The 15,683-nt window shown below is 48.6% G+C and carries 17 protein-coding genes; 8 read left to right on the top strand and 9 right to left on the bottom strand.

Going from position 1 to position 15,683, the window contains the following annotated elements; genetic code table 11:
• Window positions 1-27: 27 nt before the first annotated feature.
• Entirely contained in the window at window positions 28-1,314 is a 1,287-nt protein-coding gene (locus tag K7P01_RS14050; RefSeq protein ID WP_267293998.1) for an NAD(P)/FAD-dependent oxidoreductase, read from the bottom strand.
• Window positions 1,315-1,526: 212 nt separating this feature from the next.
• On the opposite strand from K7P01_RS14050, the gene K7P01_RS14045 reads away from it, so the two are divergent.
• From K7P01_RS14045 to K7P01_RS14030, 4 genes are all read left to right on the top strand, one after another.
• Window positions 1,527-2,258 carry a hypothetical protein gene (locus tag K7P01_RS14045; RefSeq protein ID WP_267293996.1) on the top strand — a complete coding sequence of 244 codons (732 nt, stop codon included), beginning with the start codon at window positions 1,527-1,529 and terminating at the stop codon, window positions 2,256-2,258.
• 168 nt (window positions 2,259-2,426) lie between these two features.
• A complete protein-coding gene (locus K7P01_RS14040; RefSeq protein ID WP_267293994.1) occupies window positions 2,427-3,980 on the top strand; it encodes a sensor histidine kinase in 1,554 nt (517 codons plus the stop codon).
• Window positions 3,980-4,666, top strand: a complete 687-nt coding sequence (locus K7P01_RS14035; protein WP_267293992.1) for a LytR/AlgR family response regulator transcription factor — start codon at window positions 3,980-3,982, stop codon at window positions 4,664-4,666. The genes K7P01_RS14040 and K7P01_RS14035 overlap by 1 nt, the downstream gene beginning before the upstream one ends.
• Before the next feature lie 32 nt (window positions 4,667-4,698).
• Window positions 4,699-6,093, top strand: a complete 1,395-nt coding sequence (locus tag K7P01_RS14030; protein WP_267293990.1) for a beta-lactamase family protein — start codon at window positions 4,699-4,701, stop codon at window positions 6,091-6,093.
• 684 nt (window positions 6,094-6,777) lie between these two features.
• Here K7P01_RS14030 and K7P01_RS14025 read toward each other — a convergent pair.
• The 5 genes from K7P01_RS14025 to K7P01_RS14005 form a co-directional block, all read right to left on the bottom strand.
• On the bottom strand, window positions 6,778-7,695 hold the full coding sequence (locus tag K7P01_RS14025; RefSeq protein ID WP_267293988.1) for an AraC family transcriptional regulator: 918 nt from the start codon (window positions 7,693-7,695) through the stop codon (window positions 6,778-6,780).
• Window positions 7,696-7,753: 58 nt separating this feature from the next.
• Entirely contained in the window at window positions 7,754-7,990 is a 237-nt protein-coding gene (locus K7P01_RS14020; RefSeq protein ID WP_267293986.1) for a Rossmann-fold NAD(P)-binding domain-containing protein, read from the bottom strand.
• A gap of 22 nt (window positions 7,991-8,012) precedes the next feature.
• Window positions 8,013-8,825 carry an SDR family oxidoreductase gene (locus K7P01_RS14015; RefSeq protein ID WP_267293984.1) on the bottom strand — a complete coding sequence of 271 codons (813 nt, stop codon included), beginning with the start codon at window positions 8,823-8,825 and terminating at the stop codon, window positions 8,013-8,015.
• A 21-nt stretch (window positions 8,826-8,846) separates the two neighbouring features.
• Window positions 8,847-9,239 carry a GlcG/HbpS family heme-binding protein gene (locus K7P01_RS14010; protein WP_267293982.1) on the bottom strand — a complete coding sequence of 131 codons (393 nt, stop codon included), beginning with the start codon at window positions 9,237-9,239 and terminating at the stop codon, window positions 8,847-8,849.
• Between the two features lie 83 nt (window positions 9,240-9,322).
• Window positions 9,323-9,862, bottom strand: a complete 540-nt coding sequence (locus K7P01_RS14005; protein WP_267293980.1) for a VOC family protein — start codon at window positions 9,860-9,862, stop codon at window positions 9,323-9,325.
• 260 nt (window positions 9,863-10,122) lie between these two features.
• Between K7P01_RS14005 and K7P01_RS14000 the strand changes: the two genes are divergently transcribed.
• Window positions 10,123-10,449 carry a metalloregulator ArsR/SmtB family transcription factor gene (locus K7P01_RS14000; protein ID WP_254082809.1) on the top strand — a complete coding sequence of 109 codons (327 nt, stop codon included), beginning with the start codon at window positions 10,123-10,125 and terminating at the stop codon, window positions 10,447-10,449.
• Window positions 10,446-10,952 carry an SRPBCC family protein gene (locus K7P01_RS13995; protein ID WP_267293976.1) on the top strand — a complete coding sequence of 169 codons (507 nt, stop codon included), beginning with the start codon at window positions 10,446-10,448 and terminating at the stop codon, window positions 10,950-10,952. The genes K7P01_RS14000 and K7P01_RS13995 overlap by 4 nt, the downstream gene beginning before the upstream one ends.
• Window positions 10,953-11,006: 54 nt before the next feature.
• Here K7P01_RS13995 and K7P01_RS13990 read toward each other — a convergent pair whose 3' ends face one another.
• The 3 genes from K7P01_RS13990 to K7P01_RS13980 form a co-directional block, all read right to left on the bottom strand.
• Window positions 11,007-12,104, bottom strand: coding sequence for a M23 family metallopeptidase (locus K7P01_RS13990; protein WP_267293974.1), 1,098 nt, complete (start codon window positions 12,102-12,104; stop codon window positions 11,007-11,009).
• 22 nt (window positions 12,105-12,126) lie between these two features.
• Complete coding sequence (locus K7P01_RS13985; RefSeq protein ID WP_267293972.1) at window positions 12,127-12,588, bottom strand: DUF4268 domain-containing protein; 462 nt, start codon at window positions 12,586-12,588, stop codon at window positions 12,127-12,129.
• Window positions 12,589-12,678: 90 nt separating this feature from the next.
• Window positions 12,679-13,518: a dienelactone hydrolase family protein gene (locus K7P01_RS13980; RefSeq protein WP_267293970.1), complete on the bottom strand. Its 840-nt coding sequence runs from the start codon at window positions 13,516-13,518 to the stop codon at window positions 12,679-12,681.
• Window positions 13,519-13,846: 328 nt separating this feature from the next.
• On the opposite strand from K7P01_RS13980, the gene K7P01_RS13975 reads away from it, so the two are divergent.
• Window positions 13,847-14,422 (top strand): carboxymuconolactone decarboxylase family protein, encoded by a 576-nt coding sequence (locus K7P01_RS13975; protein ID WP_267293968.1) that lies wholly within the window; start codon window positions 13,847-13,849, stop codon window positions 14,420-14,422.
• Window positions 14,423-14,447: 25 nt separating this feature from the next.
• Window positions 14,448-15,665: an MFS transporter gene (locus tag K7P01_RS13970; RefSeq protein WP_267293966.1), complete on the top strand. Its 1,218-nt coding sequence runs from the start codon at window positions 14,448-14,450 to the stop codon at window positions 15,663-15,665.
• The last annotated feature ends 18 nt before the right edge of the window (window positions 15,666-15,683 follow it).

Genomic DNA, 15,683 nt, shown 5'->3' with positions numbered 1-15,683 from the left:
CTGCCCAGTCAATGTAAGAATTACCGGCTACTTCACACAAGGCTGTGTGGATATCTCCTTTTTCCTGGGTCGAATGATCAGGCGTAACGTAGGATCATCTGTCAGGAAACTAAACAACCAGTTAAACGCCAGCTTCACCCGGTTGCGGAAGCCTACCAGCGGAATGATGTGAATGAACAGCCACACCAACCAGGCAAAGAATCCTTTGAAAGATCCTTTCGGTAAATCTACCACGGCTTTGAACTTGGAGATGATCGCCATGCTGCCTTTGTTATTATACCGGAACGGTTTCGGCGTCTGGCCGCGGTCTATACGCAACAGATTTTCTGCCAGAAGCGTACCCTGTTGAATAGCCACCTGCGCCAACTGTGGATGGCTGTTGGGATAGTCCGGGTCGGCAGTCTGATAAGCAATGTCGCCGATGGCAAAAATATTAGTATAGCCCTTTATCCTGTTTATTTCGTCTACTAGTAAGCGTCGGCCCCTCGCCACTACTTCAGGGGGGAGACCCGGCACTTCCCGCCCGATAACGCCCGATGTCCAGATAAGCGTAGCCGCTTTGATCGATTCACCATTGGAAAGAATGACAGTTTCATTCACGTAGTCCTTCACCAACGTATTCAGCATGATCTTTACACCGAACTTAGAAAGTACCTTAAAGGATTCCTCTTGTGCCATCTTACTCATCGGCCCAAGCAACGTGGGCGAACCATCGATCAGGTATATGCTGCCAATGCGGGAGGCTGCTTCAGGATAGTCTTTAGCCGCAATTTTATGGGCAAGCTCCGCCATCATACCAGCCATTTCTACTCCCGTGGGCCCACCGCCCGCCAAAACGATATTGCTGAGCCGTGCCTTGTCCTCCAGGGCGGTAGCGCGAACCGCCTCCTCGAGCCGGAGCAGAACGTGGTTCCGGATGTTTAATGCGTCGTCGATGGTCTTCATCGGCAGGCCACAGCGCATGACGTTCTGGTTCCCAAAGAAGTTGGTCTCGGTACCCACGGCCAGCACCAGGTAATCATAGGGCAATATCCCGGTGTCTGTCTCAATAGTATTATTCTCTGGATTCACTTTTATCAGACTGCCCATGTGAAAACGGATGTTGTCCCGTTCCTGAAACAGCTTACGGAAGGGATAACTGATATTCGACGCCTCAATAAACGCAGTGGAAACCTGGTACAATAAAGGGGGGAAGAAGTGGTAATTGTTTTTATCAACAATTGTGACCTTAAACTGATCCTTGCCGGCAAGCTTTTTGGCTAAGTTTATTCCGGCGAAACCGCCCCCTACGACGACAAGCCTATTCTCTTTCATATAAATTAATGCCGATTTTGAAGCCCATTCGATCCTTTTAGCTTCGTCTAAAAAAAATCGAGCCAGGCGAGACCTGGGGCGTACAACTACCCCTCTATGGAACGTATACGCTCCTGGCACGTGTAAGGTTTACCTCTTTTTTGCTGTAGTAAAATATACTCAATTCTCTATCATTGCGCCTGATCAATATATCATCTTTAAACCTAACCCGCATGAAAAAAAGCACTTTACCAGTACTCCTGTTGTTACTGGCCTTCACAACATCCTTTGCCCAGGAAAAAAAGGTGGCGCTGGTGACCTTCTTTGGTGACAAAAAAATCGGTGGTACCGGCATGTCCACCATCGGCGAATCGCTGATGAAAGACCCGGCCTTCAACCTGCAGCCCCTGGTTGAAAAAGCTTACGATCGCTTTGTGAACGAGTTCGCAAAAGATTTTCCGTTCAAACTTATCGAAGCAAAAGAGATCAGCAGTAACGCCGACTACCAGGCGTACAAGTCCGTTATGCTCGCCGATACCTCCAAAGGATTTAACAAAGCCATGGGTATCCAGTATGCGATCATACCTGGCATGATCTGGGCCTACGGTGACAAACAGGGTCTGCTGAGCGAGGCAAAACAAGACCCTTGCAATCTGGCAAAGATCTTCCCGAACGCCGACGGTATCCTGTTTGTAAGCATGGACTATGAATTCGAGTCACGCGCCATGGGCTTTGCTGCCGGTGCTGTAGCATACCTTAACATGTTCCTCTACGACAAGAAGTGCGACAAAGTGTTCCGCATCCGCGAGCGCGCTGTATCAAAAGGTAAAGTACCTGCGGCAGCCGGTATACCGATCATGAACGTAGAAAAAATCCAGCCGCTTTGCCAGGACGCAACGGAAGCATTATTCGAAGATCTGAAGGGCAGACTGGGCAAGATCGTGAAGAAATCGGGCAGCCTGTAAGCCTCGGCACTACAGCGATAGACCCATAAAAAAACCGCGTCGGACATAGCTCCGGCGCGGTTTTTCGTTTTATACGGGTGGTTAGTCACATTTTTCCCGGTGTTCGTAACATTTTACAGCGACGCGCAGGTAAACCCGTTATTCTTGTTGTGTAATTTTTATAGCACCATGAAAATACGCTTTAGGACATATGAGTTTGTATTTGTCTTCTTATTGGTGATCGCCTCTATCATCAAATTCCTCTGGATCAATCAAAGTCTGACGGAAGAAAGGAGGCAATGGCATGAAACCCAGTACCTCGAAAATAACATACAGGGCTTTTCGTATCATCATAATATTCTCTTCCCGCAGATCGCCCAGATCGTATTTGTTTTTCTGGCGTACCTCGCGATATCCGGTGCTGTGCTATATGCCGCCCAACACATTGCCGGGCCCAAGCGAAATATCATACGAGTCATACCCGTGACCTTGTTGTTGTTAGCCGGTATCGCATTCATGTTGGGGCGGGCCATCGACTATCTAACCTGGGTAGCACATCCCCATGTCTTCAACTATGGAGGTGCTGGCTTTGACATACTCGCCTGGTTTGGGTATAATGACCGGCCTATGACCAATCTCTGGACAGGCTTCAATCGTTCCCTGGCCTGGGTGGGAATAATCGCCATGCTGTTGGCCGTTCGCGAGGGCGGAATACACTACCTCGAACGGGATTCGCCCGGAAAAGAAGCGCGTTTGATCATGGCAAACCAGATCGCCTCCATCATCACCGTGTATTTGTGTCTGCTCCCATTCCTGATACTCCTGCCCGGCACGCCCGGAAAACACGCCCTCCTGTTTATGGGATTCTCCTTTATCCCAAGCGCATTGCTCATGTTCCTTTTCAATATATACTACCTTTTCCCGCGACTGTCGGTAAAACCCGGATGGTGGATATTGACTGCATTGCTTGCGGCTGCGTTTGTCATCACAGCGCCCTTTATTGCGACCTTCGGTTTACGCGGCAACGGAATACATATCTATGGCTCCATGGTTATGATCAACTTGCTGGTGATTTCGCCAATTAGCTGGCTGCTGTTCCAACAACGAAAGGATAAGTTATTGGCCATCGTAAAGGTGGGCCAGGCGCTGACAAAATCACGGGAAGACCTCAATAGCCTTCGTTACCAGATCAATCCCCACTTTTTGTTTAACAGCCTGAACACACTCTATGGCAATGCGCTCATGGAAAAGGCCATGACGACGGCCTCAGGCATCCAGCAGCTCGGCGACATGATGCGGTTTATGCTCCATCAAAACCAACTGGACTATATTCCGCTGAAATCAGAATTGAGCTACCTGCGAAACTATGTTGGGCTTCAAAACCTGCGGACACATCTTTTACAGAATGTCGATGTTCAGGTTGACATCAACGACGAGGCCTGCGAGGGTGATATTCCGCCAATGGTGTTGATAGCCTTTGTGGAGAACGCCTTTAAACACGGCATCAGCAATGTGGGCAAGTCCTGGGTGACCGTTGTCGTGCGATGCGATCGGAAGCATGTGTACCTGAACGTGCGCAACAGCGTACATCCCGACAACATCGTGCGCGAGAAGTCGGGTGTTGGCATCCCGAATGTGATGGAACGATTGAAGCTAATGTTTGGAGATAAATTCCAGTTGGAATACGGCATCCGTGGCAATGAATATGTAGTTTCGCTTACCTTACCTTTGACGACTGCCTGATGCTACGTGCTATCGCCATCGACGACGAACCCATCGGCCTGGAAGTTATCCGGTCACTCGCCGAGAAGGTCACCTTTCTCCGCATGGAAGGATATTTTGTCAATCCCTTTGAAGCCGCCGCGTTCATTCAACCCAACAACATAAACCTGCTTTTCCTGGACATCGAAATGCCCAACGTCAAGGGCACCGATTTTATCCGCACATTGCCCGACCCACCGATGGCCATTTTTACAACAGCCTACAGCCAGCATGCCGTGCAGAGCTTCGAACTGGATGCCATCGACTACCTGCTCAAACCGTTTTCATTAGAACGTTTTCTCAAAGCCTGTAACAAAGCGCAACAACAACTTACCCTGCGCAAACATGCAACCGACCGCGTCAACACCATCTTCATCAAAAGCGGTTATGAGCAGCTAAAAGTTGATACGAATGAAATTCTCTTTGCCGAGAGCGATGGGAACTATGTACGCTTTGTAACCGAAAAGCAGCGTATCCTCTCCCGCCTGACTATGAACGAAGCGGAAACCCTGTTACAGGGCAGAGATTTTATACGCGTACACAGGTCATTCATTATTGCAAAACACAAAATAACCACGATCGAAAAACGATCGCTCTGGATATCACACCATGAAATTCCTGTGGGAAGCGGCTATCTGCAAGACGTCGAAAAAATTCTAAGGGCATAAACCAACCCGCAACAATTAAAATTTAATACATCATGAGAAATAAAAAAATCGCCCGGCGAGGGGCAGGATGCCTTATTGCCCTGACCGCGCTATGCCTTAGCACCACTACCTACGCGCAACTGGAACAAAACAAAAAACTTGACCGGCTTTGTACCTGGCTCGCCGATCAATCCCAGGGAATGGGAAGCATCGCGGTGGCCAGAAACGGGAAAATTATATATGCCAACGCTTTTGGATACCGCGCGCACGTCGCCAACCGTCCACTTCCACCCAATGTCAATACGAAATATCATACCTGGTCGATTACAAAAATATATACCGCTACGATGATCTTGCAACTGGCGGACGAAGGCAAGCTTTCGCTGGAAGTCAAGCTCAGTCGGTTCTTTCCGCAAGTGGCGAACGCGTCATCCATCACGATCAGGCAAATGCTAGCGCATCAAAGCGGCATTCACGACTTTACACAAATCAGCGATTCCTCCGCCCGGCCCCGGGATGACTCCCGTCAGGAAATGGTATCCGCCATTGCAGCGCAACAACCTGAATTCGTACCCGGCGAGCGCTTCCAATACAGCAATTCCAATTACCTGCTGCTGGGGTACATCCTGGAAGACCTGGAGCAAGCCCCGTTCGCAACTATACTATCAAAGCGAATCTTAAATCGTCTGAAACTCAAGAATACATTCTACCAAAAGAATACCACCGACACTATCCAAAATAGAGCACAAGCTTTTCAGTTTGACAATAACCATTGGCAATCTGTCGAGGAAGGATCATTCGGCACGAACGTACCGGGCGCCGCGGGCAGCATCGTATCCACACCCACCGACATGGCATTTTTTATTACTGCGCTGTTCTCCGGTCGACTGATCCCATCCCCGAGACTAACAGAAATGGCAGCCACAGACGGGTTCTACGGTCTGGGTATTATGAAAATGCCCTATAACGATTTGCAAGGCTGGGGCCATGGAGGCGGATACATCGCCTCGCACGCCATGCTGGTCTATTACCCTCAAGACTCGTTGGCCATCGCCTATTGCACCAACGGCGCCCGGTATCCGATGCAAAGCATCATCCAACATACCACCAACGTCGTCCTGAATCCCGCCTATGTTCTCCCGTTTGAAAAGTCGTTCATCACATTAACTCCTGCACAGCAACGGGAGTATACCGGGCACTATGAATCACCAAAATTTCCAATCGATATTACACTCGAAGGCGGCGCATTAACAATCCAGGCAGGGTCAAATCCTAAGTCACCCATACGCCCTATAAAAAAGGATCACTTCCTTATCGAAGGCACGGACATGGAAATAACGTTTGAACGTGACAAGGATGAAAACCCGGCAGGATTCTTTATTCAACAGGGCGACAAAAAAATTATTGCCCGTCGAGCTACCTCGGCTCCGCGGCCAATGGAAGATTGACATCATTAAACAAAGGACGGTTAACTTTTTTTAATAAATATTTTGTCTTATCGAAAAAAAGTTACTTTATCTTTGTATCAGCAATTCAAAAATGAAAACGGGTCACATCATATCGAACAACAACTGTTATCAGCATATATGCTATCAGCAAAAGGTATGGACATGCCCGGAAAAATTGTTATGATATAGCAACACTATAGATACTTAACAAAAAGCCCTGGGCCTCCGCCTGGGGCTTTTGTTTTTTAGTCGCTTTGTTCAACTGCACTATATACTGTTGAAAGAAGCCTGGCAATGTATTGCCTATACGTCAGCGTACCCAATAGGTTTAAGGGGTTTGCCTGCAAAGCAGATATTCATCCCGACAGAGTCGGGATCGCTGACTCTAAATACGAGGTGTATCGGCTCACGCTTATACCGTGTCGGAACCGTAGCTGGTTGCACGTTGGTTCGACTCCAACCACCTCGACTATATATCGGAGAGTAGATCGTAAGTGGATCCCGACAAGTCGGGACTGTAAAAGCGGCGCTTAGGCCTTGGGTATTCGATTCTCCCCTCTCCGACGAAGTCGACCACCATCAACTCCAGATCTACGCTGCCGGATAAGACAATGCCAGGTTCCGGCAGCTTTCGGATCAAAGCAATCACACGTTGCTGCCGTGACAAAAGAAAATGGAATTTCGTTAGGAATTTCTTCTAAACTCGGCAGGGGTAAATCCCGTATTTTTTTTGAAGAACTGGTTAAAATTAGGTTGCTCCGCAAAGCCTATACTGTAACCAATTTCTTGTAAGCTCCAGTCAGTTTGTATAAGCAGCGCCTTGGCCTCATCCAATATGCGATTGCGTATATGCGTACTTGCATTTTGTCCGGTATGTTTTTTTAGCAGGGCATTCAGATAATTAGGATGCATATTCAAGACTCCCGCAAACTCCTTGGCTGTTTTAATCCGTATGGGAGCGCTATAATTAATGCCTGCAGTTTCTGTCTCCAGTAAATTAAAAAAATGATGAACATGGGTATAATCCTCGGTGACCGAATCCGGCTTAGGATAACGGGCCAGTTTCATACTTTCCACCATTAGCAATTGCAAGAGAGCCTGCATGGCATCTTCCCTAAAATCGCCTCCGGACAATTCTTCCTCCTGCATTTTCTCAAAGTACTGGGTAATACGCGGCACCTCACTTTCGGTTAAACGGATAACGCTTCTATCTTTTTGTGTAAACAAACCAAACTTATCGATAACAGCCTTCAGCTGTAAATGATGATTTATGAAATCCTTTTTAAAAAGAACATAATAACCGCCCGGATCCTCTGATAAGTTCTTCCACGAAATGATATCGTTGGGGTGAATGTACAGCAGGGTCGGCTCATCAATATAATAGGTTTTCAATCCCATTGTAAATACACCAGAGCCTTTGGTTATAAAAAGTGCCTTATAAAATTCGCGGCGATTGGGCGATAAGTAATTGCGGCATTCATGCTGTTCGCGGTTAAAAACGCGAATCGTCCAGTCCTGATAAAATTCTCTAAACACCGGGATCATATCCGGCAGGTCACGCAAGGTATCTATTACTTTGCTATCGAGACTTGTTTTTGCCATACGAGCAGCAATGATTGGTTTACACAAATCTATTCATAGTATACTTCTTATCAATACGTTAATCGATAAAGTCACAACTGAGCGTGGTCTTTTCCCAGGCATCGTAGTCGGTTGTCAGCTTAGCCAGTTTTTCTCTCGCTCCCTGCAAAGCATCGCTCCCGAGCAGCAGACGTAATGGCGGATTTCCAGTTTCAACGATCTTGATAATGGCTTGCGCGGCCAGTATCGGATTGCCGGCCTGTTTACCGCTTATGCCGCGTACCCCTAAGGCAGCCGGCCAATGGCCGACTGCCAAAAATTTTAAGGGAGTAGTCGTATTAAATGATGTTTTCCCAGGCCTTCAACTGATGCTCTTTCAGCATATCTTCTACGAACCGAGGTACAACATTGCGGAACTTGCCGGTATCGGAAGGAACAATCTTGATGATGGCGTCGATCATTTCGGTCGGGTCAAGCCTGCCTTGCGGCGTACCTAACAGCGAATCAAAATTTGCTTTCATATCGGCACGTTTGGTGAAGTTCTTTTTATCATCTAACCAACGGAAGGCATTTTCAGCCATGGTCTCGTTAAACCCGGTCAAGTAGGCACCTGGGTTAATGGTTTGTACTTTAATATTGTACGGTTTCAGCTCATCGGCCAATGCTTCGGCAACGGCCTCTAACGCATGTTTCGTTGAAACATAAATGCCATACCCTGATGGCGTGAACAGTCCACCCATGGACGAGGTGAATACAACTTTGCCGCCCTTACCCGCATTTATCCATTTGGTTACAAATTGTTGGGTAAGCTCAAGCGGAGCAAAGACGTTCGTTTCATAGTTCTTTCGCACCAGCTCTACAGGTATTTCAAATACCGGACCGCTTTCACCTATGCCGGCGTTGCTAAACAGGATGTCGATATCATATTTCAACGCGACATTGATATCATATTTGTCGAGGATGTCCAGTTTAAAGACTTCGATATTGTTTTGAAGCCCGAGTTCTTCAACCTTTTTGCGCATGGCTGTTACCTGTGGGGATATTTGGACACCGGCAATAACTTTATGGCCTAATTTTGCGAAACCGTATGCTGCTCCTTCGCCAAAACCAGAGCCCGCTCCAGTAATCAGAATTGTTTTTTTGTTTGACATGATTTAATGGATTTGTATTGTTTATAATTCACTTCCGGCGGTTGCAATCACAAAGTCCTGATCGGGACTACCGCCCGATACACCGATGTATGCAACGATTTCTCCGGCGGCTTTTACCGCCATCCCACCTTTAAAACCTACCAGTCCGCCGCTGGTGTTGGTCATTCCGTAAGTCCCGTTCTCGGGATTTAGGAATTCACCAACAGCTTCAGAGTTCATGCGGAACAACATGGAAGTTTTGGCTTTGCCCATAGCAATGTCTATAGAGCCCAGGAACGCGTCGTCCATACGCAGAAATGCCTTTAGATGACCGCTGGTATCCAGGATGGTAATATTGGCGTTAACGCCTAATTGTTGTGCCTTTTCGGTAGCCTTATTTATAGCTGAAAAAGCCTGTGTTTGTTTGATATCCATTGGTATTGGGGGTGTTTTTACTACCCGTGATATAGTAGATACCGCAGGCAGGTTTTTACGAATAGACTGGAACGTAACTCCTATTATTTCTTAACAACCTCGGCAAGCTCGATCATATTTCCCCATGGGTCTTGTATGAACGCCAGCCTGCGCGTGATTGCCTCCAGGTAAAACGTCTGACCAACAATGGTCACGTTACGCTTTTTCATTTCTGCCAGTACTGCATCGAGGTTCGTCACGTGCATGCAGATATGGTGATAGCCGGCTTCCTCCAGGCTTTTGCCCAGATCATCATACTTGGTATTTTCAACAAGCTTGCCGCCGGCCAGTATCTCCAACCAGAAATCATTGGTGTTGGCCGGTGCCAAGTAAGCCAGTTTTTCATCAGCGTAGTCCCATTGATGGATCACCCGGAAATCAAGTTTTTCAGTGTACCATTTAATGGCCGCCGCATAATCCGGCACCCGTACTCCGACGTGATTACCATTCAGTCCGGCGAGTTTACTTTGGGGGTTCAAGGCTGGCATTTTAAAGCCGGTTTCATCGCTGTGCTGTGCATTCGCTATCGTGATGAACAATGCGAACATGGCTGTCATCAGACTGATCTCCATATTGGTTTTCATGATCTTAAATTTTGTTTGATGATGTAAAGTTGGGTCAGGCAGGATGGCGGTTCTATAGCGATAACACAGGTTTCATTATCAATTTCAAAGATGAAGACAGCCCTCGCATCCCGTTAGGCTAGTACCTAAATCGATTAAAAAGTTGCTTTTTAGCCTATTTTGGACGTTTTAAAAAAAATTCAATAAATATGTAGCCATTTAACTTCAACTTACGTTATATTTGTAGCCACATAGCTACATAACCAGTAAACAGGTGAAAAATGAAACTAAGAAGAGACCCATTTCAAGCTATTGCCGATCCCACGCGGAGGGCGATACTGGTGCTGCTGGCGTCACAAACCATGACTGCCGGCGCTATTGCTGACAACTTTGATGTTGCTCGTCCTACGATCTCCAAACACATGCAGGTACTGAATGAATGCGAGCTCATTACCGCCACGCAAAAGGGACGCGAGATTTACTACGAACTAAAAGTTGACAAGATGAAAGAGATAGATCATTGGTTAGCTCAATTTCGAAAGATTTGGGAGGACCGCTATAATCAATTAGACAATTTATTATCCATCATTAAAAAGAACGAACCATGAAAAACAACCTGTTATTCGATTTCATTGCTGACAAAGAAAAAAACACACTCACCATCAGAAGAGAATTTGCCGCCGGACGTCAACTGGTGTGGGATTGCCATACAAAGGCCGAGCTCCTTAACCAATGGTTCGCGCCCAAACCACTAAAAACAAAAACAAAACACATGGACTTCCGTGAAGGCGGCTATTGGCTATACGCCATGATCGACCCGCAAGGACCGGAGTATTGGGGCCGCACGGAGTATACGAAGATCACACCGATCGAAAGCTACGAAACGGTTGATGCGTTCAGCGATGAGACCGGCGCTATAAACCCCGACCTCCCGCGTGCTCAATGGGTGGTAACATTCACCCCGGCGGGCAGCGATAAGACTCTCGTGCAAACCGTGGTCAAATACAAGTCGCTCGAAGCGCTGGAGACCGTCCTCAACATGGGTATGCAGGAAGGAATGATGTCAACCCTCGAAAGATTGGATGACCTCTTGTTGACCTTGACAAAATAAAGAGTAACGATCGCCAAAGAAGCCTGCTCTCAACAAGCAGGCTTCTGTCAATTATTACCTTTGCGTAAAACGAATGACAGTGTTGGGCGCTGGACGTTCGCGCACCACGCGGGCTGAAGCTTTTACAGATGACCAAACTGATTTTCCAAATACACCGAAATCCGGATAGCGTCCTACTAATTGAAAATCCAGAAATACAAATGGCAGACCTTCCGCGCGCAGCGGCAAGGGCGCATTGGCAACATGCAAGTGAAGATGCGGCCCGGTTGACTGTCCGGTAAAGCCAATCGCGCCGAGCACTTGTCCTTTACGAACTCTCTGACCTCGCGATACAGGAATGCTTCCCGGCCTCAGGTGTTCATAAAAAACAACCTGGCCGTGCCCGATGTCGACCGCAACAAAGTTACCCGTCGCATCCGCCGCCGCATACGCGGGATGCCCCGACAACGTCGGACTCTCTGTAAAATCGGTCCGCATGGCAACGACCGCGCCGTCGGCAACGGCATACACTGCATTACCATATCCATACCAGTTGGCCACACTGTCCTCATTTCCTGAAGCATAGCGCCCGACGGAATCCAGTCGTACAAAGTCGATGGCAAAACGTCCGGGCAGATAATCTGTGTCGTCGAAGGTAAAGCATACTCGTCGGTGGCCACGCTGCCACACAGGGCTATAGATGGCCGCCCAATTCCCTTCGCGCAACGGGGCGGATAAAACAGGAGCAGGAGCCTTTGCAATGGAAGTAACAACCGACAAACGAAAGACACCGGGTTCTTTGTCTTTAATTGGAAACGCATACTCCAGCTGATGGTTTAGAAGGCTGTCGTCAGCTTGCAAATTTTCCAACTCGATATAAAGTGTGGACGTATGTTGTGGAGTAAGAACCACGTCACTCATTCTCTCATCCAGATCACTTCCTTCGATCGAAAGCAATGGGCCCGCACCGGAAATCTCTACCCTTCTTAAATGAAATGTATCGGACGAGATATTCTTGAGCTGTAATTCATAATAGACTACACGTTTGCCGTCGATGATTACGCGTTGGGGCACCTGTAGAATACGCACCAATAATCTTTTATCGGGCCGCTGCCCAAACGCGGGAGCCGCTATAAAAAATACCAACAAACCGATGCACGGGAGTACTTTCATTATCCAGGCTTTACCATCGTAGTCATTTCAACATCTCAAAACTATATTTTCCATCCTCCCAGAAACGGTCGAGGGCGATAATCCTGGGTTTAAAAAACGAGATTAGTTCTGGCCAATGGTCTCTGTTAAAAACGGAAACACCCGGCAGCTCCATAAAAATTCGACTAATCACTTTCCCTTCCTCCAAGGGCACGTGCAGTTGCCACTGCCATTCTTCTTCCAGCGTAGCATGCAAAAGACTTTTCAGTTCCAGGAACTGCTCAAAGTACAATTCCTGAAGCGCCGGATCCCGGTGCTCAATGGATATACTGATGATCGCGGCCTTTCGCCCGATGTCCATCCGGAAGTAAACGTCTTTGAGCCTGGTGTGATAGTTCACCCAATTGATCTTAAACCCCTCGGCAGAAGGGATGGGGCTCATATACTTCCCAAACGTAGTCCAGAACTCCTCTTTGGTACGTGATGCTTCATCCCGTGCAAACATGATACAAAAATACGCGGAAGGATTCAGATGTCTTAAAAAAACAAAAGGCCGGTACGATCCGGCCTTTTGTTTACGTGGGTAATGCCCCGATTATTTCAGTGCGTCTGCCAGGAACGTCTTCATTTCGATCCAGGAAGCAGAGTCTGCTTTCGCATTGTACGAAATCGGCAAGTTAAACTTCTTGCCAAGCTCGGTAGCAGCAGGATTGGTGAAGGCGTGTTGCGCGCTGTCATACGCCTTGAAGGTATAGGTAGCACCGATGCCATCCATCTCTTTCTTGAAGGCCTCTACTTCTGCTGGCTTCACCAGCGGGTCGGCGTTACCATGGCACACCAGGATCTTCGCCGTCAGCGTTTCTTTTTTAGCCGGCACGCCACCCATCAGGGTACCGTGGAAGCTCACAACAGCTTTCAGATCGGCATCACCCAACCGGGCTGTGTTCAGCAATACGCCACCGCCAAAGCAGTAACCGATTGCACCGATCCGGGTGGTGTCTACCTGGCTATACGTTTTCAGTTTGGCAATCGCGGCGTCGATACGAGCCTTTGCCAATACAGGATTCTGATAAAAAGGAGTTGCCAGTGCGCCGGCATCGGTCGGGTTATCGGCCGTTTTGCCGTTCCCGTATACATCGGCCACCAGGGCTACGTAACCCAGCTTCGCCAGCTCGTTGGCACTCGTCTTTACATGGTCGGATACACCCCACCACTCCGGCACGACAATGATGCCGGGGCGTTTGGTCGAATCTGTTTGATTGTAAGCAACATACCCGTTCATGGTTGTTGTATCGAGGCTATAGCTCACCGCTTCCTGGGTATAGCTCGGTTCTACCGGCTGTGGGGCAGCCTCTTCGGCAGGCTTCGGACGGCTACAAGCCGCCAACAATACCAACGCGGACAGGAGGGCAATGGACATTCTTTTGATGCTCATGATTCTTTGGCTTTAATAATTTGCAGGCGAAAGATACGGAATTGGCATTTTTGCGCTCTACCGGTCAACAAAAAAATGCTCCGCTGCAACCTTACCGGGAAGCCGTTGCAATCGGCGGATGTTTACGTGTCAGATTTTGATTTCTGCTATATTCTGGCTAGTTTAACTACACCTAAACTAATGATGTGAGCCATGAATCGCCTTCGCTCCGTAATCCCGTTTGTTGTTATACTCCCACATCCCATGAGGTACTACGGATAACCCATCTCCAGGCGCCTGCTGCACATGCCATCAGAAGCATCAACCCTGCACACTAAAAAACATTTTTATGCCACATATACCCCTGGAAGAACACTTGCCCGGCATTACGGGGCTGCTGGAATATCGTCAGGACAGCGCACAGCCTATACGCAAGCTGACCCAACTGCTCCTGCGCGGACCCTCGACGTTAACCGAAGCCGAGCGCGAGCTCATTGCCACGATCGTCTCTTACGGTAACGAATGCACCTTTTGTACCACGGCCCACACCGCTGCTGCCGACAAGTTGCTGGGAGAAAGCAACACCACCCGTGCCATCAAAACCGACATCGGCTCCGCACCCGTGAGTGAAAAAATGAAAGCCTTGTTGGTCATCGCACGACACGTACAACAAAGTGGCAAGAGTGTCACCACGCAATCTATTCAACAGGCAAAAGATGCCGGCGCTACCGACGTCGAAATACACGACACCGTACTCATTGCCTCCCTCTTCTGTCTTTACAACCGGTATGTCGATGGAATGGCCACACGCCTGCCAGAATCGACCGACTACTATAACACCCTTGCCGAGCGCCTGGTAACAAACGGCTATCGGCGACTCCCACAGGGATATAGCCATCTGAAAAAGATAAGTCCTACGCCATAGACATCATGTATGAACTGTTGCGATAATGGATAATATCATGACACAGGAACGCGCGGGCACCGGTAAGATCGGCATGCTGCTTTGGATTTCGTTTACGCTCTGCCTGTTGAGTAACGTGGCGGCAGGATTGATCTCGACACTCATGTCGGTATATCTGCCCGTCGTAGTAAAAGACCTGTCGGGCCAGGTAACGGGCGACGAGTTTAATCACATCAGCGCGTATATTAACTCGCTCTACATCGCGGGCTGGGCCGCGGGTGGATTTATGTGGGGATGGATCAGCGACCGGATCGGACGCGTGAAAAGCCTTGCCCTTTCTGTCGGCGTATACGGAATCTTCACCATGTTGATCAGCTCCGCTCCGTCCTGGGAGCTGGTCGTTGTGTTCAGGCTATTATCGGGATTTGCCGCAGGAGGTATTCTTGTCATTACTCCTACTTTGCTGTTTGAAATTTGGCCCGAGCGGACCCGCGCCGTCATGATCGGCATCGACTCCATCGGCTTCCCCATAGGGATATTCTCCGCGGGACTGGTAAACTACCTCGTTAAAGACTGGCGCATGGCGTTCCTGCTGGGCGCGCTGCCGATTACCGTTGCCATCTTGTCTTTATTATTAGTAAAGGAGTCTGAGCACTGGAAACAATCAAAATCTCCGACGGGAGCTCTCCGTTTGAGGCCGACACCGGCCGACCATAGTAACCTGTTCAAAGGCGCTGCCATTTTCGGGTCTATGCTGGTGGGACTTTGGGGCATGTTCTCCTGGATACCCACGTGGGTACAAAGCCTGCTCACGACCTCCACCGGACAGGCCGAACGTGGCATGGCCATGATGTTACTGGGAGCCGGTGGCCTGACCGGTGGTTTTATCTCCGGCTGGGTCTGCAACCGCCTCGGTGTGCGCCGTGCCATGATGCTCTGCTTCGCCGGCTGCATTATACTTTCGGGAATCTTGTTTGGTCTAAACAAAACATTCTCGCCGGTTATCTATGCTGAACTGGCCGCGCTGTCGCTATTCTTTGGCATCAGCCAGGGATTGCTGTCCATTTATATACCACAGCTGTTCCCGGTACACATCCGCGGCACCTATACTGGCATCTGTTTTAATATCGGGCGCATTGTCACGGCCATTGCAATCTTTTTTGTAGGCGTCTTTGTCTCAGCGTTGCATGGCTATGGCAATACCCTCCTGGCATTCGCTGGTATCTTTATCCTTGGATTTGTCACGCTCTTTTTCTTCCCATAAACCCCAAACCGATTAACC

Origin of the sequence: Parachryseolinea silvisoli (assembly GCF_021190955.1) — a bacterium.
GTDB lineage: Bacteria > Bacteroidota > Bacteroidia > Cytophagales > Cyclobacteriaceae > Ohtaekwangia > Ohtaekwangia silvisoli.
This window is presented reverse-complemented; position numbering and strand designations above follow the sequence as displayed.

Coding starts and splice junctions, on each gene's coding strand:
- K7P01_RS13980 (WP_267293970.1), bottom strand. CDS start 13,518: ATGAGCATCAAAAGAATGTCCATTGCCCTCCTGTCCGCGTTGGTATTG.
- K7P01_RS14000 (WP_254082809.1), top strand. CDS start 10,123: ATGAAACTAAGAAGAGACCCATTTCAAGCTATTGCCGATCCCACGCGG.
- K7P01_RS14025 (WP_267293988.1), bottom strand. CDS start 7,695: ATGGCAAAAACAAGTCTCGATAGCAAAGTAATAGATACCTTGCGTGAC.
- K7P01_RS14005 (WP_267293980.1), bottom strand. CDS start 9,862: ATGAAAACCAATATGGAGATCAGTCTGATGACAGCCATGTTCGCATTG.
- K7P01_RS14015 (WP_267293984.1), bottom strand. CDS start 8,825: ATGTCAAACAAAAAAACAATTCTGATTACTGGAGCGGGCTCTGGTTTT.
- K7P01_RS14035 (WP_267293992.1), top strand. CDS start 3,980: ATGCTACGTGCTATCGCCATCGACGACGAACCCATCGGCCTGGAAGTT.
- K7P01_RS14040 (WP_267293994.1), top strand. CDS start 2,427: ATGAAAATACGCTTTAGGACATATGAGTTTGTATTTGTCTTCTTATTG.
- K7P01_RS14050 (WP_267293998.1), bottom strand. CDS start 1,314: ATGAAAGAGAATAGGCTTGTCGTCGTAGGGGGCGGTTTCGCCGGAATA.
- K7P01_RS14030 (WP_267293990.1), top strand. CDS start 4,699: ATGAGAAATAAAAAAATCGCCCGGCGAGGGGCAGGATGCCTTATTGCC.
- K7P01_RS13985 (WP_267293972.1), bottom strand. CDS start 12,588: ATGTTTGCACGGGATGAAGCATCACGTACCAAAGAGGAGTTCTGGACT.
- K7P01_RS13970 (WP_267293966.1), top strand. CDS start 14,448: ATGGATAATATCATGACACAGGAACGCGCGGGCACCGGTAAGATCGGC.
- K7P01_RS13975 (WP_267293968.1), top strand. CDS start 13,847: ATGCCACATATACCCCTGGAAGAACACTTGCCCGGCATTACGGGGCTG.
- K7P01_RS14010 (WP_267293982.1), bottom strand. CDS start 9,239: ATGGATATCAAACAAACACAGGCTTTTTCAGCTATAAATAAGGCTACC.
- K7P01_RS13990 (WP_267293974.1), bottom strand. CDS start 12,104: ATGAAAGTACTCCCGTGCATCGGTTTGTTGGTATTTTTTATAGCGGCT.
- K7P01_RS13995 (WP_267293976.1), top strand. CDS start 10,446: ATGAAAAACAACCTGTTATTCGATTTCATTGCTGACAAAGAAAAAAAC.
- K7P01_RS14045 (WP_267293996.1), top strand. CDS start 1,527: ATGAAAAAAAGCACTTTACCAGTACTCCTGTTGTTACTGGCCTTCACA.